Source organism: Candidatus Polarisedimenticolaceae bacterium (genome assembly GCA_036376135.1).
GTDB lineage: Bacteria > Acidobacteriota > Polarisedimenticolia > Polarisedimenticolales > DASRJG01 > DASVAW01.
In genome coordinates this window covers 1-21,706 of record DASVAW010000116.1, presented here as the reverse complement: position 1 = coordinate 21,706, position 21,706 = coordinate 1, and the positions used below count along the sequence as shown (strand labels likewise).

Here is a 21,706-nt window from a genome sequence, read left to right as displayed (position 1 = left end):
GCGCTCAGCTCTTCGCGGCCGCGACCGTCTCGGCGAGGTCGGGGGTCGGGGGCAGGTCCGAGCGGATCATGAAGCGCCGGTCGAGAGGGGTGTAGCGGTCCGCGGCCTCGATGAGCGACTTGGCGGTCGCCCTGGGAAACGCGAGGACCTCGACCTTCGGCCCGAGCCCCTTGACGCGCTTGACGAGGGCGGTGAAGTCGCCGTCGCCGGAAACGAGAGCCACGACGTCGAGTTTGGGCGCCATGTCGAGGATGTCGAGAGCGATCTCCATGTCCCAGTCGCCCTTCGTCGAGCCGTCGGCGCGGACCTGCAGCGCCTTGCGCCGGACCTCGATCGCGCGTTGCTCGAGCATCGCGATGAATCCCGACTGGTCGATCTCCTTCGTTTCGACGACGTACGCGGTCGCCTGGATCAGCCGGCGGTCGAGCACCGCGGCGGCGAGCAGCGCGTCGAAGTCGAGCTTCCCCTTCAGCTGCCGCGCGGCGTAATACATGTTCTGCACGTCCACGAAGACCCCGACGCGCTCGGGCTCCCCCTTGCGGCGCGAGGCCGTCCGGGTCGGACGCGGCGAGGCTTCCGCCGCCTCGCGCACCGCGGCGAGGGATGCCGCGATCTCGTCCATCCGCCGCCCGAGGTCCTGGAGGTCCTTGCGGCGCTCGCGACGCAGGCTCCCGAGCTCCTTGGCGACGTCCGCGAGTTGGGCCAGCGCCGGTTCGAGCGCGGCGGGGTCGAGCGTGGGGGGCGCCGGGGGGGGCGCTTCGGCAAGTTTCTCGATCCGGTGCGCGACCTTGCGTTGATCGGCGGCGAGCCGCTTGATCGCGCGGTCGATCTCCTCGAGACGCGGATCGACGACCGCGGCCCCCACGCGGGGTGCGGTCGCCTGGGCGCCCTTGGCGTCGTCGAGTTCGCGCCGCAGGCGCTCGGCGAGCATCCGGGCCTCGGCGAGCTCCCCCTTGCGCTGGATCAGGTCGCGCTTGAGCGACTTCTCGACCTCGCGCCCCTTGGCGATCTGACCGTCGAGGTGGCGGAGCTTCTTCTGGAGCTCCGTGGTCTTCTTGCGCAGTCGCGACGCCTCGCGATCGGGGCTCTCGGGCCCGTTGGCCGGGGCGGGGGGCTCCGTCGACGGGGGGGCCGCCGGCTCGAACGCGGCGACCCTGGCGGCGAGGACCTCGTCGACGGCGGGCTCGGGATCCGCCGAGGCGGCGAGGAACAGGTCGAGCCCCGAGGGGTCGCCGTCCAGACGAGCCAGGCGATCGGCGACGGGGAGCGCCGCCCACGGGCGCACCTCGGCCGCCGTCTGTTTGCGGAGCAGCCGGACGAGGCTTCTCCCCGGGCCGTCCTCCCGGAGGGCCTTGTCCGCGAGGTCGGCGACGATCCGCTCCCGCTTTTGCGACTGCAGCCGCATTCCCGGGTAGGCCACACCCACGGCGTTCGCCGCTCGGAGCAGACGCCCCTGGTCGAGCAGGGCGTCGAGCACGCGCACGAGTCCAGGCCGACGAAGACCTTCCAGGACCTGGCGTTCCGAGCGGGGCATGGGAACCTCGAGAAGCGCTCGCGCCGGGCAAGTCGTTGAGCGGGCTCGAGATGTGCCCGCAAGCCGGCCCGGAAGAGGCCGCATTGTACCACCCGGCGGTGGCGGGACCGGAGGGGTCAGGCCGGGTCTCGAAGCTCCAGTATGCCGCGCTCGCGCAGCCGCTTGAGGGTCCGGAGGGCCTCGACCTCCCTCAAGGGGGCGATCTGGATGATCGAACGCACGTTCCACGAGCCGTCCATCCGGCTGAGCAGGAAGAACTCGGCCGGTGAAAGGTGCTCGTTCTGCAGGGTCTGGGGCGGCTTCATGAGAACGGGGATCTTCGAGGGGGGGAGATAATGGCGATAGGCCTTCTCCACGAAGGCGGACTCGGCCTCGGCGAGCAGGCGACGCAAGGACTCGTCCCCCGGCTGCATCCGGTACGCCCTGTCCAGGATCTCGAGCGCCGAGTCGAAATCCCCTTGGGCCATCAGGCGGCGCGCGATCTCGAGGTCGGTCTCCGCGGGGACGACGACCTCGGGGCGCGGCTCGGCGGCGGGCGCCGCCACGGCGATCCGGGGTGCCTCGTTTCGGGCCGTCCCGTCCGCCGCCGCGCCCACCGGTTCGGGAACGTGGAGCTCGAACTCGAGAGGGTCCTCCGCGGGGGACGGCGGAGCGGGAAGGACCCCCGCCACCTCCACCGCGCCGATGCGGTGAAGCTCGAAGAGGAACTTGGTGACGAGGAACTCCGACGCGTGGGCGTGGAGGAGGATCTCGGCGACGCTGCGCTCGCCGTTGACGGCCTCGTAGAGGCTCTTCGCCATCCGGTTCCGGAACACCTCGGCGGGAGGGAGCTTGGCGGTGCGGCGCAGCACGATGCCGGGGTCGTTGAAGATCGTCCGGATGCGCTGCACCTCGTCGTGGCGCTGGGCGCCCCGGAGCAGGACGTCCTCCACGCGCAGGTCGACGGGGAAGACGTTGCCGGGATCGGGGTCGTCGTCCCGGAAGCGGAATTCCGCGTCGGTCCACTCGAACAGCGCGAAGATCGACTCCTCGGTCTTGGCGACGAGCTGGCGGAGGAGGTCGTCCTTCTTGATGGCGCCCATCTCCACGAGCAGCTCGCCCAGATGCCGCTTCTCCCGCTCCTGCCGCGAGAGCGCCTGTCTCAGGACGTCCTCGGAGATCCGCCCGCGGGAGACGAGCCAGTGTCCGAGCAGGTCCGAAGGATCCTCGGAGGCGCAGGCGATGACGCGTCCGTGCCGGAAGAGGATGCGCTTGCGGACCTTCTGCCGCTCGAGCTCGAGGGTCCCCGTTTTGTTGGCGATGCCCAGCCACTGGAGGAGATCCCCCAGGGGCATCGACGCGAGGCTCCCGTACAGCGGCATGGCCGTCCCTCGAAGCGGGAAATGTAATCGCCGAAAGGGGATCGGCAACCTATATTCGGCCGCCGGAGGCCGCCCATGGAACTGCTTCGCGTGCCGCGAAACGAAGTCGCGGTCCGGATCCTGCTCGACGACGGCAGGACCCTCGACGGGTCCCTGTTCACCGCAGCCACGGGACACGACGGGAGGCCCGCGCGGGTCCTCGACCACCTGAACGACTCGACCGAGGAGTTCTTTCCGGTGGCCTGCGGCGAGGACCGCTTCGTGCTCAACAAGGCCGGCGTGATCACGGTGACGGTCGCCGGGGGCGAGGAGCAGGTCGGGGAGCCCGAGCTCTATGCCGACCCCGGGCACGAGGTTCCCGTGCGCATGACGTTGACCGGGGGCATCAGCCTGATCGGCAAGCTCCCGATCGCGATGCCCCGCGAGCGCTCGCGCGTCGTCGACTACCTGAACAGCGCACCGCGGTTCGTGCCGCTGCTCGGCTCCGGGCAGGTGACGCTGGTCCAGCGCGGTTACATCGTGTCGGTCCGGGGCGAGGAGCGCCGGCCTACTTGAACGCGGGAATCCCGGTGACCTCCTGCCCCACGATGAGGGTGTGGATGTCGTCGGTTCCCTCGTAGGTGTACACGGCCTCGATGTTGCAGAAGTGTCGGCCGGTCTGGTATTCGCTGGCCACGCCGTTCGCGCCGAGGATCTCGCGCGCGAGGTGGGTGCTCTCCCGCGCGACCCGGCAGCCGTTCATCTTGGCCATCGAGACCTGCTGCGGCGTGACGGCGCCGCGTTCTTTGAGCCGGCCGACCTGCAGGTTGAGGAGCTGGCTCTTGGTGATCTCCGTGGCCATCCACGTGAGCTTGCGCTGGGTGAGCTGGAAGCCGGCGATCGGCCTTCCGAACATGACCCGCTGCTTGGAATACTGCAGCGCCTCGTCGAACACGGCCATCGCGAGGCCGACGACCCCCCAGGCGATCCCGTAACGCGCCTGCGTCAGGCAGGCGAGCGGCGCCTTGAGCCCCGTCGCCTCGGGGAGCATCGCGTCGAGCGGGAGCTCGACGTCCTGCAGGATCAGCTCCGACGTCACCGACGCGCGCAGCGAGAACTTCCCGACGTGGTCCTTCGTGGTGTAACCGGGGGTTCCCTTCTCCACGAGGAAGCCGCGGATGCCCTCCTCGGTGCGCGCCCAGACGATCGAGACGTCCGCGACCGAGCCGTTGGTGATCCACGCCTTCGCACCGTTGAGGATCCACCGGTCCCCCTTGCGGACGGCGCGCGTCTCCATCCCGCCGGGGTCGGAGCCGTGGTCGGGCTCGGTCAGCCCGAAGCAACCGATCGCCTTTCCTGAGGCGAGGGCGGGGAGCCAGCGCTGTTTCTGGGCTTCGCTTCCCCACGCGTGGATCGGGTACATCACGAGCGCACCCTGAACCGAGACGAACGACCGCAGGCCCGAGTCGCCCCGTTCGAGCTCCTGCATGATCAGCCCGTAGGCGACGGCGCCGAGCCCGGCGCACCCGTAACCCGACAGGTTCGCGCCGAGAAGTCCGAGTTCTCCGATCTTCGGGATCAGGTCGTTCGGGAACGTTCCGGCTTCGAAGTGCCCCTCGATGACGGGCAGCACTTCCGCGGTCACGAACTCCCGCACGCTCTCGCGGATCATCTTCTCCTCGTCGGTGAGCAGCGAATCGAGCTCGACGAAGTCGAATCCCCTGTAGAAATCTCCCAGGCCCACGGAAACCTCCTAGCGGTGCGTCCAGACCGGCTTGCGCTTCTCGAGGAACGAGCGCAGTCCTTCGTCGGCGTCCGCGGTCGTCATCAGCTCGTTGCGGTAGACGCGATGCAGGATCTCCCTCGCCTCACGGGGGGCGAGGTTCCGCGCGTCCGAGACCGCCTGCTTGGCCAGGCGCAGCGCCGGGCCCGAGAGCGCGAGGAGGCGGTCGACCCACGCGGCCGACCTCTGCTCGAACTCCGCGGCGGGAAACACGGCGTTCACGAGGCCGGCGCGCTCGGCCTCCGGCGCCGTCCGGCTCTCCCCGAGCAGCAGCCACTCGAGGGCGCGTCGCTCGCCGATCGCTCTCGGGAGCAGGATCGACGCGGGAGGGGCGAAGACCCCGAGCTTGATCTCGGGCTGACCGAAGACGGCGGCATCCGAAGCGACGCACAGATCGCAGCCGAGGACGATCTCGCATCCGCCCCCGAGCGCCGCGCCGTGCACCGCCGCCACGACCGGCTGCGGCACCGCCTCGAAGGCGGCGAAGACCGCGTCGAGGGAATCGAGCATCGGATCGAGCTTGTCCCCGACGTGGTCGCCGACGTCCACCCCCGCGCAGAAGGCCTTCCCGGCGGCGTCGAGACGGACCACCCGCACGTCGGGGGAGCCCCCCGCCGCCAGCAGCGCCGACGCCAGCTCCCGCATCATCGCGATCGTGAGCACGTTGAGCGGGGGCCGGTCCAGGGTGATGCGCGCGAGCCCGTCGACGATCGAGAGGCGGACGGTCGCCGGGTCGCTCATGCGGCCTCCACGAGGAGGGCTCCGCCGAGCCCGCCCGAGACGCACAACGTGGCGAGTCCCCGCCGCACCCCCCTCCGCCGCATCTCGTGAAGCAGGGTGACGACGATCCTCGCCCCCGAGCAGCCGATCGGATGCCCTAGCGCGATCGATCCTCCATTGACGTTGAGCCGCTCGCGGTCGAAGCGGAGCTCGCGGTCCACCGCGAGGACCTGCGCGGCGAAGGCCTCGTTGAGCTCGACGAGATCGACCGACGCGAGCGGGACGCCGGTGCGCTCGGACAGGCGCCGCACCGCGGGGACCGGCCCGATCCCCATCACCGCCGGCTCGACCCCCACGACGGTCCAGTCGACCAGGCGCGCGAGGGGCTTCACTCCAAGCCGCCCGACCGCCGACTCGGAGAGGACGATCATCGCCGCGGCGCCGTCGGTGATGCCGCTGCTGTTCCCGGCGGTCACCGTACCGTCCCTGGAGAACACCGCCGGGAGCTTCGCCAGCGCGGCCGCGGTCACTCCGTCGCGGGGGTGCTCGTCCGCGGCGAGCTTGTCGAGCGCGACGATCTCCTCGGCGAAACGTCCTTCGCGACGGGCGGCCTCGCAGCGCTGCTGCGTCTGCGCGGCGTAGGCGTCCTGCTCTTCGCGCGGGATCGCGTATTGCGTCGCCAGCGTCTCCGCGGTCTCGCCCATCACCTTGCCGCAGATCGGGTCGAGGAAGCCGTCGCGGTACATTCCGTCGACGACCTCGCGATGACCCATGCGCATCCCCCAGCGGGACTCGGGGACCGGGAGGAGGTAAGGGACGCGCGACATCGACTCCATGCCGCCGGCGAGGACGATCTGCGCCTCGCCGCCCCGGATCGCGCGTGCCGCGTCCAGGATCGCCTGGAATCCCGACAGGCACGCCTGGTTGATCGTCTTCGCCGGGCTCCCGACGGGGATCCCGGCCTTCACGCCGACCTGGCGGCCGGGATTGGGACCGCACCCGGCCTGGCGGGCGTGACCGAACACCACTTCGTCGACGGCGTCGGGGGCGATTCCCGCCCGGTTCATCGCGGCCGCGGCGGCGGCGACACCGAGCTCGACCGCGGGGAGCGGGGCCAACGCGCCGCCGAACCTTCCGATCGGGGTGCGCACGGCGCCCGCGAGGAAAATGCCTTCTTTCATGGGGCTCCTCGAGCCCGGGGTTATAGCACGCCGGGAACGAGCCGAACCTCGGCGCCGGGGGCGAGGCCGAGCAGGTCCGCGGCGCGCCCCTCGCGAACCGCGATCTCGAGGAAACCGGACGAGTTCCACAGGAGGAAGGGCCGTCCGTCCGGAGCGTCGGCGTAGGTCCGGTGGAACGCCTCGACCACCGCGTTCCCCACGAGCACGCGCCCCGCGAAGCGGCCGCCCTGCAGGTCGAGCGCGACGTTGCCGAACCGGTCGATCGCGACGACCGGGACGGCGACTTCCTTCCCGGGGACGAGCTCGGGCGTCCGGTCGGGGAGCATCACGAGCTCCCGGACCGCCGGGCCGAGGTGGGAGGCCTCGGTGCCCCGCGCGATCCACGCCGCGGCGGGGGCGAAAACGTCGCGACCCTCGAAGGTCGCCGCGACGGAGGCGCGGAGGTAGTGCGGCTCCTCGATCGACCACGCCGCGACCGAGTCCGCGCCGCGCACGACCCGCGTGAGCAGGCCGTTGTCCGGCGCGACGAACCAGTGGCCCCGGGCGCGGACGACGAGGCGCTTCCGATCGGTCCCCACCCCCGGGTCCACGACGGCGACGTGGATCGTCCCCTCGGGGAACGCGCCGAAGCCGCAGACGAGCGCGTAAGCCCCGGCGGGCACGTCGTGCGCGGGTACGTCGTGCGTGAGGTCGACGACGACGGCGTCGGCGCAGATGTCGAGGATCACCCCCTTCATCTGGCCGACCCACGAATCGGAGACCCCGAAGTCGGTCGTGAGGGTGATCACGCGGGGTCGCGGCACGTCTCAGCTCCTCTCGTCCCCGCGCAGGCTCTCGAGGATCGACGTCGTCGACCGGCCGGGGGCGAGCGGCACCGTCTCGACGCGACCGCCGTACCCGAGGACGAACGGCGCGCCCACGATCGTCTCGATCGTGTAGTCGCCCCCCTTGACGAGGACGTCCGGTCGCAGCGCCTCGATGTGCGCGAGCGGCGTGTCGTCGTCGAAGACGACGACGGCGCCGACGGCGTCGAGGGCGGCGAGGATCTTCACGCGATCGTCCTGGCCCACGACCGGACGCTCGGGCCCCTTGAGGCGGCGCACCGAAGCGTCCGAGTTCACCGCCACGACGAGGAAGTCCCCCTTCGCGCGGGCGCGCTCGAGCAGGTGCACGTGGCCGGCGTGGAGGAGGTCGAAGCACCCGTTGGTGAAGACGATCCGTCGTCCGAGCGATCGCTCGTGCTCCACGCGGTTGACGGCCTGGCGCAGGTCGAGGGCCTTCCCGGCCGCCTGGCCCTGGAGCAGGTCCGTCGGGGCGACGGCGCTCGTGCCGACGCGGGCGACGGCGATCCCCGCCGCGACGTTGGCGAGCGTCGCGGCGTCCCTCGCGTCGAGCCCCGCGCCGAGGGCGAGGCCGAAATAGGCGAGCACGGTGTCGCCGGCCCCCGTGACGTCGTAGACCTCGCGCGCCTGCGCGACGATGCGGTGCACGCTCCCGTCCGGCCCCGACAGCGCCATCCCCTCCGGGCCGAGGGTCACGAGGACGAAGGGCGCGCCGCACGCGGCGCGGATCCTCGCCGCGACCGTCGCCAGGTCCTCGTGGGACCGGATCCGCATGCCCGCCGCGGCCTCCGCTTCCTTCTTGTTGGGGGTGATCGCCGTGCACCCCGCGTAGATCGAGACGTCGGCCGACTTCGGGTCGACGACGATCGGCACCCGCGGGTTCGCGGCCCGGATCGCGGCGAGCGCGCCGGGAACGCACGCCCCCTTGGCGTAGTCGGAGTAGAGGACGGCCTCCGCGCGGGCCGCGGCCGAGGAGACGTTCCTCAAGATCGACTCCCGCGCCTCGGCGGACGGCGACGCGGTCGATTCCTCGTCGAGTCGGACGAGATGCTGGCCGCGGGCGACGACCCGCGTCTTCACGGTGGTCGGTCGCGAAAGGTCCTCCACGATGCCGGCCGGGTCGATGCCGGCGCCGCGCGCGAGCTCGATCAAACGTCGCCCGGCCTCGTCGGCGCCCGTGAAGCCGCACAACGCGACCCGGGCCCCCGCGACCGCGGCGTTGTGCGCCACGTTTCCCGCGCCGCCCAGCGCGAACGTCCGGCGCCGGACCTCGACGACCTGCACCGGGGCATCGGGGGAGATCCGGGAGACGTCCCCCCAGACGTATTCGTCGAGCATCAGGTCGCCCACGACGAGCAGGCGTCGTTCCGCCAGCCGTGCGATCGCGGCTTCGAGGTCAGCGGGATTCAAGTCCGAACTCCTCCTCGATCGCGTCGCACAAGACGTGGAACAGCAGGGCGTGTCCCTCCTGGATCCGCGCCGTCGTCGTGGAGGGGACGAGCACCGCGTGGTCCGCGAGCCCGGCCATGCGGCCGCCGGCGCCGCCGCCGAACGCGAGGGTCGTCGCCCCGATCGCGCGCGCCGCCGCGAGCGCGCGGCAGACGCTCTCGGAGTTGCCGCTGGTGGAGATCCCGATCGCCACGTCTCCCGCACGCGCGAGCGCTCGCACCTGGCGCGCGAACACCTCGTCGTAGCCGTAGTCGTTGGCGATCGCGGTGAGCGCCGAGGTGTCGGTGGTGAGGGCGATCCCCGCGAGGGGCACGCGCTCGCCGCGGTAGCGGCCCGAAAGCTCCGCAGCGAAATGCTGCGCGTCGGCGGCGGATCCGCCGTTCCCGAAGACCAGGATCTTGCCTCCCGATCGCAGCGCCGCGATCACCGCGCGGGTCGCCCGGGCGAGCGAAGGGCCGACGGCCGCCGCGAGCGCGTCGAAGGTCTCGCGGTGCTCGGCGAGCGCGCGGGCGAGGTGGTCCCGGGGATCGGATCGGAGGCTCACGCCGACGATTCTAGCGTTTGACACCGGAGTCGGGGGCGCCAAGAATGCGCGCGGTCTGAGGGGGCAGATCGAGGAGACGATGCGATTGTCCTGCTGCGCGATCGCGACGATCGCGCTGGCCTGCGTCCCGATCCCGGCCGAGGAACCGGTCCCCCTCGGCGGGCCGGCCCTGGGGATGCTCGCGCAGCCCCGGGAGGCCGCCGCGCTCGCCGCGGCGGGGGGCGGCCTCCGGATCCGGCTCGCGGCGCCCTGGTCGGAGATCGAGCGCGAGCCCGGCGTGTACGACTGGTCGCGCCTCGAGCCGGCGATCGCGCAACTCGAGGGTGCCGGCCACCACGTGGTCCTCGCGCTGGAGGGGGCGAACGACCTGCACCCGGCGGGGAGCGACGGCAAGCCTCCGCTCGAACCGTGGGTCGCCTTCGTGCGCAGCGCGGTCCGGGCCTTCGCGGGGAAGGTCGGGACCTTCGAGCTCGGCGCGGGTCCCGAACGCGGCGGGGATCCCGCCGTCTACGCCTTCTTCCTCAAGAACGCCGCGGTGGCGGCGCGCGCGGAAGGTCGGGCCGCCGGGGCGGAGGTGCGGATCGCGCAGGGGGCGGTGGAGGCGTCCGGCCTCGACGTGCAGCGCGCGGTCTGGTCCAACGACACCGCGCCCTACATCGACGTGCTGCCGGTTCGCGCGGGGGACGGGCCCGTGGGGGAGACGGTCGCCGCCTTCCTCGCCGAAGCACTGCTCCACCCCCCCGCGCCCGCGTTGTGGATCTACGTCGACGCGCCCGCGGGGGCGCCGCCGTTCTCGACGGTCGCTCGCGCGGTCGAGGCGCTCGCCGCTTCCGCGCAGGCCGTCTTCGCCGCGCCGACCTCGGAGTCGGCCGCGGGAGCCGAGGGACGATGGCTCGTCGGGACCCAGGCGCGTCTCGAGCCGGAGTTCTCGCCGGCGCCGTCCGGGGGGTTGTCGATCCGGACCCCGGACGGAGCGCCGCACGACCGTTACCGCGTGCTCGGCCGCTTCTTCCATCAGAAGGACTTCCGCACGCTCGTCGTCTACGACGCGCCGCTCGAGGGGGCGGATCGACGCACCCAGCCGCAGGCCCGGCTCGTCCTCGACACGATCGACGTGAAGGACCCGCGCGTGCTCGACCCGACGAACGGCGCCGACCTCAAGACCGGCGGCGTCGAGGTGCCCGGCCAGAGCCGACGCGCGCTGCGCATCGTGCTCGAGGACCACCCGCTGCTCGTCGTCTGGGAGCGCGCCGCCGCCAACGTGCCGGGACTCGAGCTGGAACGGCAGGACCTCGAGGTCGCCGGCCGGCGCGGATTGACCGCCGAGGAGATCCTCGCGCGTCACCGCCAGGTCCAGCAGGTCCAGGACGACCGGCTCGACCGCTGGAAGGGGAGGGGCCGGCTCGACTACCACTTCAAGCTCGCGCAAGGGGGCTCGACGGTGGACGTCGGGATCGCGAGCAACTACTTCTGGGAGCGCGGGGCTGCCCTCGAGTGGGAGCAGACCGACTACTTCATCAACGGCAATCCGGTGAAGTGGAAGAACATCCCCGAGCTGCCGATCGTGCAGCCGGACAAGGTCGCGACCCTCCCGCTCGACCTGACGCTCGACAAGAAATACGCGTACCGCCTGCTCGACGAGGACGACGTCGACGGCCGGCCCGCCTACGTCCTCGCCTTCGAGCCCGAGGACCCCGAAGCGCCGCTGAGCCTGTACCGCGGCCGCGTGTGGATCGACCGCGAGACCTTCGTCCGGCTGAAGACCTCCCTCGTCCAGACGAACCTCGAGCCGCCCGTCCTCTCCAACGAGGAAATCGACTTCTACCGGCCGTACACCGGCCCCGACGGCGAGACGTACTGGATGCTCGCCCGCGTCGAAGGGCAGCAGCTCTGGACGGTCGGGGGTCGGAACCTCGTCGTCACGCGCGAGCTCGCCTTCGAGTCGCTCGAGATCAACCCGAAGAAGCCCGAGTTCGCGAAGGCGCGGGACGACGCGTACGCCTCGTCCAACCGCATGCTCCGGGACACCGACGAGGGATTCCGCTACCTCGAGCGGCAGCAGGACGGCACGCGCACGGTGCGAGCGACCGCCGACACGAGCGCGCTGTTCGCCGCCGTGGGCGCCTACAAGGACGACGCGAGCGACGGCGTCGTTCCGCTGGGCGGGGTGAACTGGTTCGACTACGACTTCCTGAAGAAGGGGTGGCAGGCGAACATCTTCGCCGCCGGCGTCGTCAACTTCGTCAACTTCACCGAGCCCTCCCTGGGCGGCTCGCGCGTCGATCTGACGCTCGAAGGGGTCTTCTTCCTCATCAAGGGGGAGGAGAAGGTGTTCGAGGACGGGGAGGAAGTCGTCTCGCAGCGCATCCAGGACCGGAACCAGATCGTCTCCGCGCGCCTGGGCATCCCCGCCGGGCAATTCGTGAAGTTCACGGTCGTCGGGACCGCGATCGTGCGGCAGTACTTCCGGGACGACGAGACCGACCCGGCGTTCGTGCTCCCGCAGGATCACACCGAGCTTCGCGGCACCTTCCAGGGCGAGTTCAATCGGCGGGGGTGGACCGTGCGTGGATCGGTCTCCGGCTCGACCCGATCGTCGTGGGAGGAGTGGGGCGACCCCGCCGGATCGGAGTTCGACCCGACGCACGAGAGCTTCCTCCAGTGGGACGCCGGCGTCTTCAAGGAGTGGTACCTGCCGAAGTTCCAGAAGCTGCGCGTCGAGGCGAACTACCTCGGCGGGCGGGACCTCGACCGGTTCAGCCGCTACGGCTTCGGCCTGTTCGGCGACGACCGTCTGAACGGATTCGCGGGCACCGGGGTGCGCTTCGACAAGGGGTACTTCGCACGCGCGGGGTACGCGTTCAACCTGTTCGGCGCGATCCGATTCGACCTCGCGGTGGACCAGGGTCGCACGCGCGACGAGGAGCGCGACGACCGCTGGCGGAGCTTCACCGGGGCGGGGCTCTCGTTCAACGTGGTGGGGCCGTGGAAGACGGTCATCGCGTTCAGCTACGGCCGCGCGCTGGCGTCCGATCTCCCCGGCCTCTCCGGGAAGCAGGAGTTCCTGTTCACCGTGCTGAAGCTGTTCTGATGTTCAAACCCTGGGGAGTGCTCGACGACGAGACGCTCGAGGCGGCGACGTTGCTGCGCGAGCGGCTGGGCGCCCCTCGACTCGGCGTCATCCTCGGGTCGGGATGGGGCCCGCTGGCGGAGGCGCTCGGCGCGGGGGAGCCGGTGCCCAGAGAAGCGATCCCGGGGTTTCCGGTCTCGCGCGTGGACGGGCACGGGGGAGGGGTGGCCGCGGCCCCCGGCTCCGTGTGGATCTTCAAGGGACGCGTCCATCGCTACGAGGGACGCTCGGGAGCGGAGGTCGTCTTCCCCGTGCGCGTGCTTGCCGCCGCGGGGGCGCGGGGGGTTCTCCTGACCTGCGCCGCGGGGGGGTTGCTCGACGCGGATCGCCCCGGGAGCTTCGCCGTCGTCGAGGATCATCTCAACCTGCAGGGGACCGACCCGGTCGCCGAGATCGAGGCGTTCCGGCGCGATCCGGCGTTCCCCGACCTTCAGGGACTCTACGACGCCGCGTGGAGCGCGGTCTTGCGCGAGGCGCTGGAGGCGCGACCCGGGGTGCTCGCCGCGATGCGCGGGCCCTGTTACGAGACTCCCGCCGAAGTCCGGATGCTCCGGGCGCTCGGCGCGGACCTCGCGTCCATGAGCACCGTCCCGGAGGCGATCGCGGCCCGTTACCTCGGCCTGCGGGTCGCGGCGATCGCGTGCATCTCCAACCGCGGCTCCGGGATGGACGCGCGGGCCATCCGGCACGGGGAGGTCGTCGGGGCGGTGGAGCGGGGTGTCGCCCGGACGCGCACGGCCTGGGCTCCCGCGCTCGCCGCCTTCTCGTGACCCCCCACCTCGCGACAACGATCGCACGCGCCGATTCCGCGGCGGCGCAGGTGCCGCTCCCATCCCGAGTACGGCGTTAGGCGTCCAGGGGCAGCTCGTCGGGAGCGAGCCGGGCGACGATACGCTTCCTCGCCTCGGCCGACAGCCCCTCCCAGTTGCTGGGAAGATGAGGCGAGACGTCGATCGGCGGCAGAAACGTGACTTTCACGGTCCCCGGTCTCACCAGCATCGACCCCGGACGCACCACCGCCCCGGCCCCGGAGATCGCGATCGGCACGACCGGCACCTTCGCGTGCAGCGCGAGGAGGAACGGCCCTTTCTTGAACGGCTTCAGGCGGCCGTCCCGGCTGCGCGTGCCTTCCGCGAAGAGGATGACGGAATTGCCCCGCTCGAGCGCCTCGCCGGCGAGGGCGAGGCTCCCGATCGCCTTGTCCTTGTTGGATCGGTCGATGGGGATGAACCCGCCGGCGCGAATCGCCCACCCGAAGATCGGGATCCAGAACAGCGACTTCTTGGCGACGAATCGCGTGCTGGTCGGCAGGCGGATCGCGACCGCCCACATGTCCACGATCGACTGGTGGTTCGCAACGAACACGCACGGGAGCGCCTCGGCCGGCGGCGGGGAGCCTTCGTACTCGACCCGGATTCCGAGCGCCCACAGGTGAAGGCGGGACCACAACTGTCCGAGGTGAAAGGTGAGGTCGCGGTTGGGGAGCAGGAACTCGCCGACGACGGCGCCCAGGCCGGCGAAAAACGTCGCCACGACGAAAACCAGGACCCCCCACAATCCGCGCAACATGCCGGGGGAGTATAAACAGCGCGGAGGTGCCGATGCGGGGGAGCGGCTGGCGGGCGGTGGGAATCTCGATGGTCGCGGGGGCGGCGTACGACTGGGCCTTCGCGCTGGGTATCCTCGCCTTTCCCGGGTTCTCCGCTGCGGCGATGGGGCTGACGCTGCCGCCGGATCCGGTCTACCTCCGGCTGAACGCCGTTTTCCTGCTCCTGCTGGGGGGGATCTACCTGGCGGCGGCTCGGGACGCGCAGAGCCACCAGGGGGTCGTCGCGGTCACGGCGGCCGGGCGGCTGCTCGGTGCGGCCTTCCTGGCCCAGGCGTGGTGGGAGGGTCGCCCCGTCGCGTTCCTGTGGCTCGGAGCGGGGGATCTCGCGTTCGCCGTGGCCCACGCCGGGCTGCTCCTCCGGGCGCGGAGGTCGTCTTGACCCCCCTCCCCCCGCCCCCTATCCTTCGGCGCGCGTGATGGACGGTTTCCTGCGGAGCGCCTTCGCCGACATCGGGGGCATGACGGGGCTCGCGTGGCAGGCCGTCCGTCGCACCTTCACCGGCCGGTTCGAGCGCGAGCTCTGGATCGAACAGGCCTACGAGCTCGCCGTCGGCTCACTCACGATCACCAACGTCACGTTGCTGTTCACCGGCATGGTCCTCGCCGTCCAGACGGCGTATTCGCTCTCGGCGTACGGCGGCACGACGTTCGTGGGGGACCTGCTCTCGCTCGCGATCGTCCGCGAGCTGGGGCCGGTCCTGACCGCGCTCATGGTCGCGGGGCGGGTGGGCGCGGGGATCACCGCGGAGATCGGCTCGATGGCGGTCACCGAGCAGGTGGACGCCATGCGTGCCCTCGCCGCCGACCCCGTGCGCAAGCTCGTGGTCCCGCGCGTGGGCGTGTTGACGCTCACCCTGCCGCTGCTGACCGTCCTCGCGGACCTGATCGGCCTGTTCGGCGGGATGTTGATGGCGATCTACGAGGTGGGCCAGGGGCGCGTCTTCTTCGTCAGTCACGTGCTCGGCGCCTTGTCGGTTCACGACCTCGCGTCGGGGCTCGGGAAGTCCCTCTTTTTCGGCTTCTTCATCGGAGTCATCGCCTGTTACAACGGCATGACCGCGACCGGCGGCGCGGACGGGGTCGGCAAGGCCACCACGCGCACCGTCGTGACGGCGTCGATCTCGGTGATCATCTCGGATTTCTTCCTGACCAAGCTGTTCATGGTCTTCTGAGGACCCGCGTGGCCGACGCCTTCATCCGGTTCTCCGACGTGCACAAGGCCTTCGGGCCGAAGGTCGTCCTCGCGGGCGTCGACCTCGAGGTGTGCCGCGGCGAGACGCTCGTCGTCCTGGGCGGAAGCGGATCGGGCAAATCGGTGCTCCTCCGTCACGTGATCGGTCTCCAGCGGCCCGACCGCGGCGAGGTGTGGGTGGACGGTCAGGAGATCGCGACTCGCGACGAGGACGAGCTCCTCGCGTGTCGCAAGAAGGTCGGGATGTTGTTCCAGGCGGGCGCGCTGTTCGATTCGATGAACGTCTACGAGAACGTCGCCTACGCCCTGCACGAGCACACCGACCTGGACGAGCGAGCCGTCGCGGCCCGTGTCGCCGAGGTGCTCGGCCTCGTCGAGCTCGAGGGCATCGAAGAGGTGATGCCCTCGGACCTTTCGGGAGGGATGCGCAAGCGCGTCGCCCTCGCCCGTGCGATCGCGCTCGCGCCCGCCGGCCTGCTCTACGACGAGCCCACGACCGGCCTCGATCCGATCACGGCGAACGCGATCAACGCGCTGATCCGCAGCCTGCAGCGGCGGCTCGGGGTCACCTCGATCGTCGTGACGCACGACATCCAGTCGGCTTTCGCGGTGGCGGACCGGCTGGCGTTCCTGCACGAGGGACGCATCCTGTTCCACGGCACCGTCGCCGAGGCGAGGACGGCGGACGAGCCGCTGCTTCGCGAGTTCCTGAGCGGAGGGGTCCATGGCGTCTAAGAACCGAAGTCGAGACGTCCTGGTGGGCGGGTTCACCGTGCTCGCCCTCGTGGTATTCGCCCTGGCGGTGATGGCCGTCGGCGGGGAGTCGCGGCTGTTCTCGAAGAAGGCGTCGTACCGGGCGGTGCTCCAGAGCTCGGACGGTCTGGTGATCGGGTCGCCGGTGAAGATGAGCGGCGTCCAGGTGGGGACGGTCACGGACGTCCGGTTGTCCCAGGATCCTTCGAGCGCGGGGATCGAGGTGACCCTCGGCGTCCAGCGCGCCTACCAGGGACGTGTCCGCGAGGGCTCGATGGCGGCCCTCCGCTTCCTCCAGTACCTCAGCGGCGAGAAATACGTCGAGATCACCCCCGGGGATCCGGGCCGCGCCGAGATCGCGGAGGGCTCGCTGATTCCCACGCAAGAGGGCTCCCGCTTCCTCGAGACCGGCGAGGACATCGCCGAGAACCTGAACGAGATCACCCTGGCCCTGCGTCGGATCCTCGAGCCGCTCGAGGAAGGCAAGGGACTGCTGGGCGAGATGATCCAGAACCCGGAGTTCGGCAAGGAGGGGCTCCAGGCGGCGCGGGGCGCGCTCGAGAACCTCGAGGCGCTGACGGCGAGGCTGCGCGCGGGGGAGGGATTCGCCGGCCGGATGTTGTTCGACCCGTCGATGGAGCCCCGCGCCGACGACCTGGGCCGCGCGATCCACGGGGTCGCGGATGCGGTCGAGCGTCTGGAGAAGGGGGAAGGAGCCGCCGGCGATCTCCTCTCCGAGGGGGGGAGGAGCAAGCAGGCGGTCGCCGACCTCGCCGAAGCCGCGGCGTCCCTCAAACGCACCGCCGCCCAGCTCGAATCCCGGGAAGGGCTTCTCGGCCGCCTGCTGTACGACAAGGAGTACGGAGACGCGGTGGCGAAGGACATCCGGGAGACCGTCTCCCGGATGAACTCGATCGCGGGGAAGATCGACTCCGGGCAGGGGACCCTCGGCGCCCTCGTCAACGAGCGGGTGCTGCACGACTCCATGGAAGAGGTCGTGGCGGGGGTCGGGGACAGCAAGTTCGCCAGCTGGCTGATCCGTCATTACCAGAAGCAGGGGATCGAGGCGGCGGTCCCGGAACCCGGAAAACCCTGACCCCTTGGCGCTCTCGTCTAACATGCCTATGTTCTGCGATCGGAGTCGCTGTGCGTTCCCCCTGCGGGGGGCAAAGGACATCTATGACCGCGAATGACTACGTGAAGCTTCTCGAGGACAAGATCACCTCGCGCAAGGCGCAACTCGGGGTGGTCGGGCTGGGGTACGTCGGGCTGCCGCTCGCCGTCGAGTTCGCGAAGGTCGGGTTCCAGGTCACCGGCATCGACCTCGACAAGCGCAAGGTCAAGGGCGTCAACGCGGGGAACTCCCACGTGGAGGATATCCCCGACGCCACCCTGGCCCCGCTCGTGCGATCGAAGAAGATCCGCGCGACGACTTCGTTTTCGGGTTGCGGCAAGTTCGACGCGATCTTCATCGCGGTGCCGACGCCGCTCCGCAAGACCAAGGACCCGGACATCTCGTACATCGTGGCGGCCCTCGAGGAGATCTCGAAGGAGGTCCGGCCCGGGCAGTTGATCGTCCTGGAGTCGACGACCTATCCCGGGACGACCGAAGAGGTGATGCGCCCGAAGCTCGAGGCGGGCGGTCTCAAGATCGGCCGCGACCTCTTCCTCGCCTTCTCCCCCGAGCGCGTCGATCCCGGCAACAAGGTCTGGCAGACCCACAACACGCCGAAGGTCGTCGGCGGCTGCACGCCGGCCTGCACCCGTGTGGCGAGCGCGATGTACCGCACGGCGATCAAGACGGTGCACCCCGTCTCCTCCACGCAGGCGGCGGAGATGTGCAAGCTCCTCGAGAACACCTTCCGCGCGGTGAACATCGGCCTCGTCAACGAGATCGCGCTGATGTGCGAGAAGCTCGACCTCGACGTCTGGGAGGTGATCGACGGGGCGGCGTCGAAGCCGTTCGGCTTCATGCGCTTCTACCCGGGGCCGGGGATCGGCGGCCACTGCATCCCGCTCGACCCGCACTACCTCGCCTGGAAGCTGAAGACGCTCAATTACTCCGCGCGGTTCATCGAGCTCGCCTCCGAGATCAACGGCCACATGCCCGAGGTCGTCGTGCGGCGCGCGGCGGAGCTGCTCAACGATCGCCGGAAGGCGATCCGGGGCTCACGGATCTTCGTGCTGGGACTCGCCTACAAGAAGGACACCGGCGACACGCGTGAGTCGCCGGCTTCCGACGTGATCCGGCTGCTGCACGAGAAGGGCGCCAGGGTGGCGTTCCACGACCCCTACGCCGCGGATTTCAAGCTCGAGGACGGCCGCGTGCAGAAGGTCACCCCGCTGACGGCCGCGAACCTGAAGCAGCAGGATCTCGTGATCGTCGTGACCGACCACTCCGTGTACGACTGGCCGATGATCGTGCGTCACTCGAAGGTCGTGCTCGACACCCGCAACGCATGCCGCGAGGTCCGGGCGGGCGCGTCGAAGGTCGTACGGCTGTAGCTCGATGCGTTCCGTACTGGTGACCGGAGCGGCGGGGTTCATCGGATCCCACGTCGTCGAGCGCCTGCTGGGACGGGGCGACCGCGTCGTGGGGCTCGATTCCTTCGACGACTTCTACGACCCGAGCCTGAAGGAGCGGAACGTCGGGGGCGTCCTGGGGCATCCGGATTACCGACTCGTCCGCGGGGACATCCGCGACGACGACGCGCTGCATGCCGCGTTCGCCGGCGAGCGCCACGACGCGGTGTTCCACATGGCCGCGCGTGCGGGCGTGCGGCCGTCGATCGAGGACCCCGTCCTCTACGCCTCGGTCAACCTCGACGGAACCGCGAAGGTCCTCGAGGCGGCGCGCCGGCACGGCGTCCGGACGTTCGTCTTCGGTTCGTCGTCGTCGGTGTACGGGAACAACGCGAAGGTGCCCTTCGCCGAGGACGATCCCGTCGATCATCCGATCTCCCCGTACGCCGCGACCAAACGCGCCGGGGAGCTCATGGCGCACACCTACCACCATCTGTTCGCGATGGACGTGGCGTGCCTGCGCTTCTTCACCGTCTACGGCCCGCGGCAGCGCCCCGACCTCGCGATCCGCAAGTTCGCCCGGCGCATCGCCGCCGGGGAGACGATCCCGCAGTTCGGCGACGGCTCGGCCGCCCGGGACTACACCTACGTCGACGACATCGTGGACGGCGTCCTGCTCGCCGCGGAGCGGGTCCGGGGGTTCCGCATCTGGAACCTCGGCGGTTCGAGCCCGGTGCCGCTCTCCGCGATGATCGCGGCGGTCGCGACGGGGCTGGGGGCAAGCGCGCGCGTCGAGGTGCTGCCCGCGCAGGCGGGGGACGTCGAGCGGACCTGGGCGGACGTGTCCCGCGCGCGATCCGAGCTCGGTTGGTCGCCCCGCGTCGGGTTCGACGAGGGGATTTCCCGTTTTCTCGACTGGTTCCGGAGCACACCATGAACGTCTGCGTCGTCGGCACGGGGTACGTCGGTCTCGTCACCGGAGCGTGTTTCGCCGAGTTCGGCAACAACGTCACCTGCGTCGACAAGGACGAGGGGAAGATCGCCCGCCTGCTGCGCGGGGAGATCCCGATCTTCGAGCCGGGCCTCGACGAGCTCGTGGAGCGCAACGTCAAGGCGGGGCGCCTGCACTTCACGACCGATCTTCCGCGGGCGATCCGCGAGTCGCTCGTCGTGCTGATCGCCGTCGGGACGCCGCAGAGTCACGACGGCCGGGCCGACCTGTCGTTCGTGAAGGAGGTCGCGGGGACGATCGCGGACAACCTGAACGGTTACAAGGTGATCGTCACGAAGAGCACGGTTCCGGCGGGAACCGGTCGGATCGTGCGCGAGATCGTCGAGGCCCGGCGCTCGGAGGCGCACGCGTTCAGCGTGGCCTCGAACCCGGAGTTCCTGCGCGAGGGCTCGGCGATCGAGGACTTCATGCGCCCGAACCGCGTCGTCCTCGGCACGGAGGACGAGCAGGCGGCGGCGATCCTGAAGGACCTGTACCGGCCGCTCTACCTCATCGAGACCCCGTTCGTCCTCACCGACGTCGTCACCTCCGAGCTGATCAAGTACGCATCCAACGCCTTCCTCGCGGTGAAGATCTCCTACATCAACGAGATGGCGGATCTGTGCGAGCGTCTCGGCGCCGACGTCCACGACGTCGCGACGGGCATGGGCCTCGACCAGCGGATCGGCCGGAAGTTCCTCCACCCCGGGCCCGGATACGGCGGATCGTGTTTCCCCAAGGACACCCGCGCGATCCAGTGGATCGCCGAGGAGCAGGGAATCGACCTGAAGATCGTCTCGGCGGCGATCGGCGTGAACGACGTGCGCCCGGGGCAGATGCTCGAGAAGATCCGCACGTCGCTCGGCGGATCGGTGAAGGGATGCACGATCGGGCTTCTGGGCCTGACGTTCAAGCCGAACACCGACGACCTGCGCGAGTCGCCGGCCCTCGCGATCCTGGACGGGCTGCTCGAAGGCGGAGCGCAGGTCCGGGCGTACGACCCGGTCGGGATGGAAGGATCGGCGGCGACGCCGCGCCGCGGCGTGACGTACTGCAAGGACGAGTGGGATGCCGTCGCGGGGGTGGACGCCGTCGTCATCGCCACGGAATGGAACCAGTTCCGCGGGATGGACCCCGACCGGCTCCGCGCCGCGGTGGGAAAGCCGCGGGTCTTCGATTTCCGGAACATCTTCGAGCCTGGCGTGATGCGCGCGAAGGGGTTTACCTACGTCGGCGTCGGGAGGTCCTGAGTTGAGCACCTATCTCGTCACCGGCGGGGGCGGATTCATCGGGTCGAATCTCGTGGAGGCGCTGCTCGCGCGCGGGCAGCGCGTCCGGGTCCTCGACGACTTCTCCACCGGGCGGCGCGAGAATCTCGCCGAGGCGGCGGCTTGGGCGGCGCGCGGAGGGGGCGCGTTCGAGCTCCTGGAGGGGGACATCCGGGACGCCGACGCCTGCCGGCGCGCCGTGGACGGTGCGGACTACGTCCTTCACCTGGCCGCGATGCCTTCGGTCCAGCGCTCCGTCGTGGACCCCGTATCGAGCAACGCCGTGAACGTCGCGGGGACCCTGAACGTGCTCGTCGCCGCGCGCGACGCGAAGGTGAAGCGCGTGGTCTTCGCTTCGTCGTCGTCGCTCTACGGCGAGAGCGAGACGCTCCCGAAGCTCGAGTCGATGCCCTCCGCGCCGATCTCCCCGTACGGCCTCCAGAAGCTCGCCGGCGAGACCTACTGCGGCCTGTTCTGGCGGCTGTACGGGCTCCCGACGGTGGCGTTGCGTTATTTCAACGTGTTCGGGCCGCGCCAGGACCCGGGGAGTGAGTACTCCGCGGTGATTCCGAAGTTCATCCGCGCGATCAAGGCCGGGAGGGTGCCGACGATCTTCGGCGACGGGGAGCAGACCCGCGACTTCTCGTTCATCGACAACGTGGTCGCCGCGAACCTGGCGGCGTGCGAGGCGGGGGAGACGGCCTTCGGTCTCGCCTTCAATATCGCCTGCGGGGAGCGGATCAGCCTCAACGACCTCGTGCGGGAGCTCGGCGGCTTCGCGGGGCGCCCGGTGACCCCGGCCTACGCGCCGGCCCGCGCCGGCGACATCAGGCATTCCCTCGCCGGG

Annotated in this window: 20 protein-coding genes; 11 read left to right on the top strand and 9 right to left on the bottom strand. The window is 70.5% G+C overall.

The features are described 5' to 3' along the window. Positions 1 to 4: 4 nt before the first annotated feature. Together VF139_11770 and VF139_11765 are read right to left on the bottom strand one after the other, a co-directional pair. Positions 5 to 1,534 (bottom strand): NYN domain-containing protein, encoded by a 1,530-nt coding sequence (locus tag VF139_11770; protein ID HEX6852067.1) that lies wholly within the window; start codon positions 1,532 to 1,534, stop codon positions 5 to 7. A 116-nt stretch (positions 1,535 to 1,650) separates the two neighbouring features. After that, positions 1,651 to 2,895: a DUF4388 domain-containing protein gene (locus VF139_11765; GenBank protein HEX6852066.1), complete on the bottom strand. Its 1,245-nt coding sequence runs from the start codon at positions 2,893 to 2,895 to the stop codon at positions 1,651 to 1,653. 75 nt (positions 2,896 to 2,970) lie between these two features. On the opposite strand from VF139_11765, the gene VF139_11760 reads away from it, so the two are divergent. Next, positions 2,971 to 3,450, top strand: a complete 480-nt coding sequence (locus tag VF139_11760; GenBank protein ID HEX6852065.1) for a hypothetical protein — start codon at positions 2,971 to 2,973, stop codon at positions 3,448 to 3,450. On the opposite strand, the gene VF139_11755 is transcribed toward VF139_11760, so the two are convergent. Genes VF139_11755 through VF139_11730 form a run of 6 tightly spaced genes read right to left on the bottom strand, consistent with a single transcriptional unit; the run spans position 3,443 to position 9,393 of the window. Then, the gene (locus VF139_11755) at positions 3,443 to 4,618 is read right to left on the bottom strand and encodes an acyl-CoA dehydrogenase family protein (GenBank protein HEX6852064.1); all 1,176 of its coding nucleotides are present in this window, start codon (positions 4,616 to 4,618) and stop codon (positions 3,443 to 3,445) included. The genes VF139_11760 and VF139_11755 overlap by 8 nt on opposite strands. Before the next feature lie 9 nt (positions 4,619 to 4,627). Further along, positions 4,628 to 5,398 (bottom strand): enoyl-CoA hydratase-related protein, encoded by a 771-nt coding sequence (locus VF139_11750; protein ID HEX6852063.1) that lies wholly within the window; start codon positions 5,396 to 5,398, stop codon positions 4,628 to 4,630. Next, complete coding sequence (locus VF139_11745) at positions 5,395 to 6,558, bottom strand: acetyl-CoA C-acetyltransferase (protein ID HEX6852062.1); 1,164 nt, start codon at positions 6,556 to 6,558, stop codon at positions 5,395 to 5,397. Before VF139_11745 ends, VF139_11750 begins: the two co-directional genes overlap by 4 nt. Positions 6,559 to 6,578: 20 nt before the next feature. Beyond that, positions 6,579 to 7,361: an SAM-dependent chlorinase/fluorinase gene (locus VF139_11740; protein HEX6852061.1), complete on the bottom strand. Its 783-nt coding sequence runs from the start codon at positions 7,359 to 7,361 to the stop codon at positions 6,579 to 6,581. Positions 7,362 to 7,364: 3 nt separating this feature from the next. After that, positions 7,365 to 8,810, bottom strand: a complete 1,446-nt coding sequence (gene rfaE2 / locus VF139_11735; GenBank protein HEX6852060.1) for a D-glycero-beta-D-manno-heptose 1-phosphate adenylyltransferase — start codon at positions 8,808 to 8,810, stop codon at positions 7,365 to 7,367. Next, positions 8,797 to 9,393 carry an SIS domain-containing protein gene (locus VF139_11730; GenBank protein HEX6852059.1) on the bottom strand — a complete coding sequence of 199 codons (597 nt, stop codon included), beginning with the start codon at positions 9,391 to 9,393 and terminating at the stop codon, positions 8,797 to 8,799. The genes rfaE2 and VF139_11730 overlap by 14 nt, the downstream gene beginning before the upstream one ends. A 79-nt stretch (positions 9,394 to 9,472) precedes the next feature. Between VF139_11730 and VF139_11725 the strand changes: the two genes are divergently transcribed. Both VF139_11725 and VF139_11720 read left to right on the top strand, forming a co-directional pair. Then, entirely contained in the window at positions 9,473 to 12,484 is a 3,012-nt protein-coding gene (locus VF139_11725) for a hypothetical protein (protein HEX6852058.1), read from the top strand. Beyond that, entirely contained in the window at positions 12,484 to 13,293 is an 810-nt protein-coding gene (locus VF139_11720; GenBank protein HEX6852057.1) for a purine-nucleoside phosphorylase, read from the top strand. Before VF139_11725 ends, VF139_11720 begins: the two co-directional genes overlap by 1 nt. Positions 13,294 to 13,369: 76 nt before the next feature. Here VF139_11720 and VF139_11715 read toward each other — a convergent pair whose 3' ends face one another. Next, positions 13,370 to 14,092 (bottom strand): lysophospholipid acyltransferase family protein, encoded by a 723-nt coding sequence (locus VF139_11715; protein ID HEX6852056.1) that lies wholly within the window; start codon positions 14,090 to 14,092, stop codon positions 13,370 to 13,372. Positions 14,093 to 14,124: 32 nt separating this feature from the next. Between VF139_11715 and VF139_11710 the strand changes: the two genes are divergently transcribed. The 8 genes from VF139_11710 to VF139_11675 all read left to right on the top strand — a co-directional run. Then, positions 14,125 to 14,511, top strand: a complete 387-nt coding sequence (locus tag VF139_11710; protein ID HEX6852055.1) for a hypothetical protein — start codon at positions 14,125 to 14,127, stop codon at positions 14,509 to 14,511. A gap of 37 nt (positions 14,512 to 14,548) precedes the next feature. Further along, the gene (locus VF139_11705) at positions 14,549 to 15,304 is read left to right on the top strand and encodes an ABC transporter permease (GenBank protein ID HEX6852054.1); all 756 of its coding nucleotides are present in this window, start codon (positions 14,549 to 14,551) and stop codon (positions 15,302 to 15,304) included. An 8-nt stretch (positions 15,305 to 15,312) separates the two neighbouring features. Continuing rightward, on the top strand, positions 15,313 to 16,059 hold the full coding sequence (locus VF139_11700; GenBank protein HEX6852053.1) for an ABC transporter ATP-binding protein: 747 nt from the start codon (positions 15,313 to 15,315) through the stop codon (positions 16,057 to 16,059). Further along, positions 16,049 to 17,173 carry an MlaD family protein gene (locus VF139_11695; protein HEX6852052.1) on the top strand — a complete coding sequence of 375 codons (1,125 nt, stop codon included), beginning with the start codon at positions 16,049 to 16,051 and terminating at the stop codon, positions 17,171 to 17,173. The genes VF139_11700 and VF139_11695 overlap by 11 nt, the downstream gene beginning before the upstream one ends. A gap of 101 nt (positions 17,174 to 17,274) precedes the next feature. Continuing rightward, complete coding sequence (locus tag VF139_11690; GenBank protein HEX6852051.1) at positions 17,275 to 18,582, top strand: nucleotide sugar dehydrogenase; 1,308 nt, start codon at positions 17,275 to 17,277, stop codon at positions 18,580 to 18,582. A 4-nt stretch (positions 18,583 to 18,586) separates the two neighbouring features. Continuing rightward, complete coding sequence (locus VF139_11685) at positions 18,587 to 19,537, top strand: NAD-dependent epimerase/dehydratase family protein (GenBank protein ID HEX6852050.1); 951 nt, start codon at positions 18,587 to 18,589, stop codon at positions 19,535 to 19,537. Next, positions 19,534 to 20,841, top strand: coding sequence for a UDP-glucose/GDP-mannose dehydrogenase family protein (locus VF139_11680; protein HEX6852049.1), 1,308 nt, complete (start codon positions 19,534 to 19,536; stop codon positions 20,839 to 20,841). Before VF139_11685 ends, VF139_11680 begins: the two co-directional genes overlap by 4 nt. A 1-nt stretch (position 20,842) precedes the next feature. Beyond that, on the top strand, positions 20,843 to 21,706 hold an 864-nt coding region (locus VF139_11675), incomplete at its 3' end, for an NAD-dependent epimerase/dehydratase family protein (GenBank protein HEX6852048.1).

Coding starts and splice junctions, on each gene's coding strand:
- VF139_11765 (HEX6852066.1), bottom strand. CDS start 2,895: ATGCCGCTGTACGGGAGCCTCGCGTCGATGCCCCTGGGGGATCTCCTC.
- VF139_11760 (HEX6852065.1), top strand. CDS start 2,971: ATGGAACTGCTTCGCGTGCCGCGAAACGAAGTCGCGGTCCGGATCCTG.
- VF139_11720 (HEX6852057.1), top strand. CDS start 12,484: ATGTTCAAACCCTGGGGAGTGCTCGACGACGAGACGCTCGAGGCGGCG.
- VF139_11680 (HEX6852049.1), top strand. CDS start 19,534: ATGAACGTCTGCGTCGTCGGCACGGGGTACGTCGGTCTCGTCACCGGA.
- VF139_11695 (HEX6852052.1), top strand. CDS start 16,049: ATGGCGTCTAAGAACCGAAGTCGAGACGTCCTGGTGGGCGGGTTCACC.
- VF139_11745 (HEX6852062.1), bottom strand. CDS start 6,558: ATGAAAGAAGGCATTTTCCTCGCGGGCGCCGTGCGCACCCCGATCGGA.
- VF139_11725 (HEX6852058.1), top strand. CDS start 9,473: ATGCGATTGTCCTGCTGCGCGATCGCGACGATCGCGCTGGCCTGCGTC.
- VF139_11685 (HEX6852050.1), top strand. CDS start 18,587: ATGCGTTCCGTACTGGTGACCGGAGCGGCGGGGTTCATCGGATCCCAC.
- VF139_11705 (HEX6852054.1), top strand. CDS start 14,549: ATGGACGGTTTCCTGCGGAGCGCCTTCGCCGACATCGGGGGCATGACG.
- VF139_11715 (HEX6852056.1), bottom strand. CDS start 14,092: ATGTTGCGCGGATTGTGGGGGGTCCTGGTTTTCGTCGTGGCGACGTTT.
- VF139_11770 (HEX6852067.1), bottom strand. CDS start 1,534: ATGCCCCGCTCGGAACGCCAGGTCCTGGAAGGTCTTCGTCGGCCTGGA.
- VF139_11750 (HEX6852063.1), bottom strand. CDS start 5,398: ATGAGCGACCCGGCGACCGTCCGCCTCTCGATCGTCGACGGGCTCGCG.
- VF139_11710 (HEX6852055.1), top strand. CDS start 14,125: ATGCGGGGGAGCGGCTGGCGGGCGGTGGGAATCTCGATGGTCGCGGGG.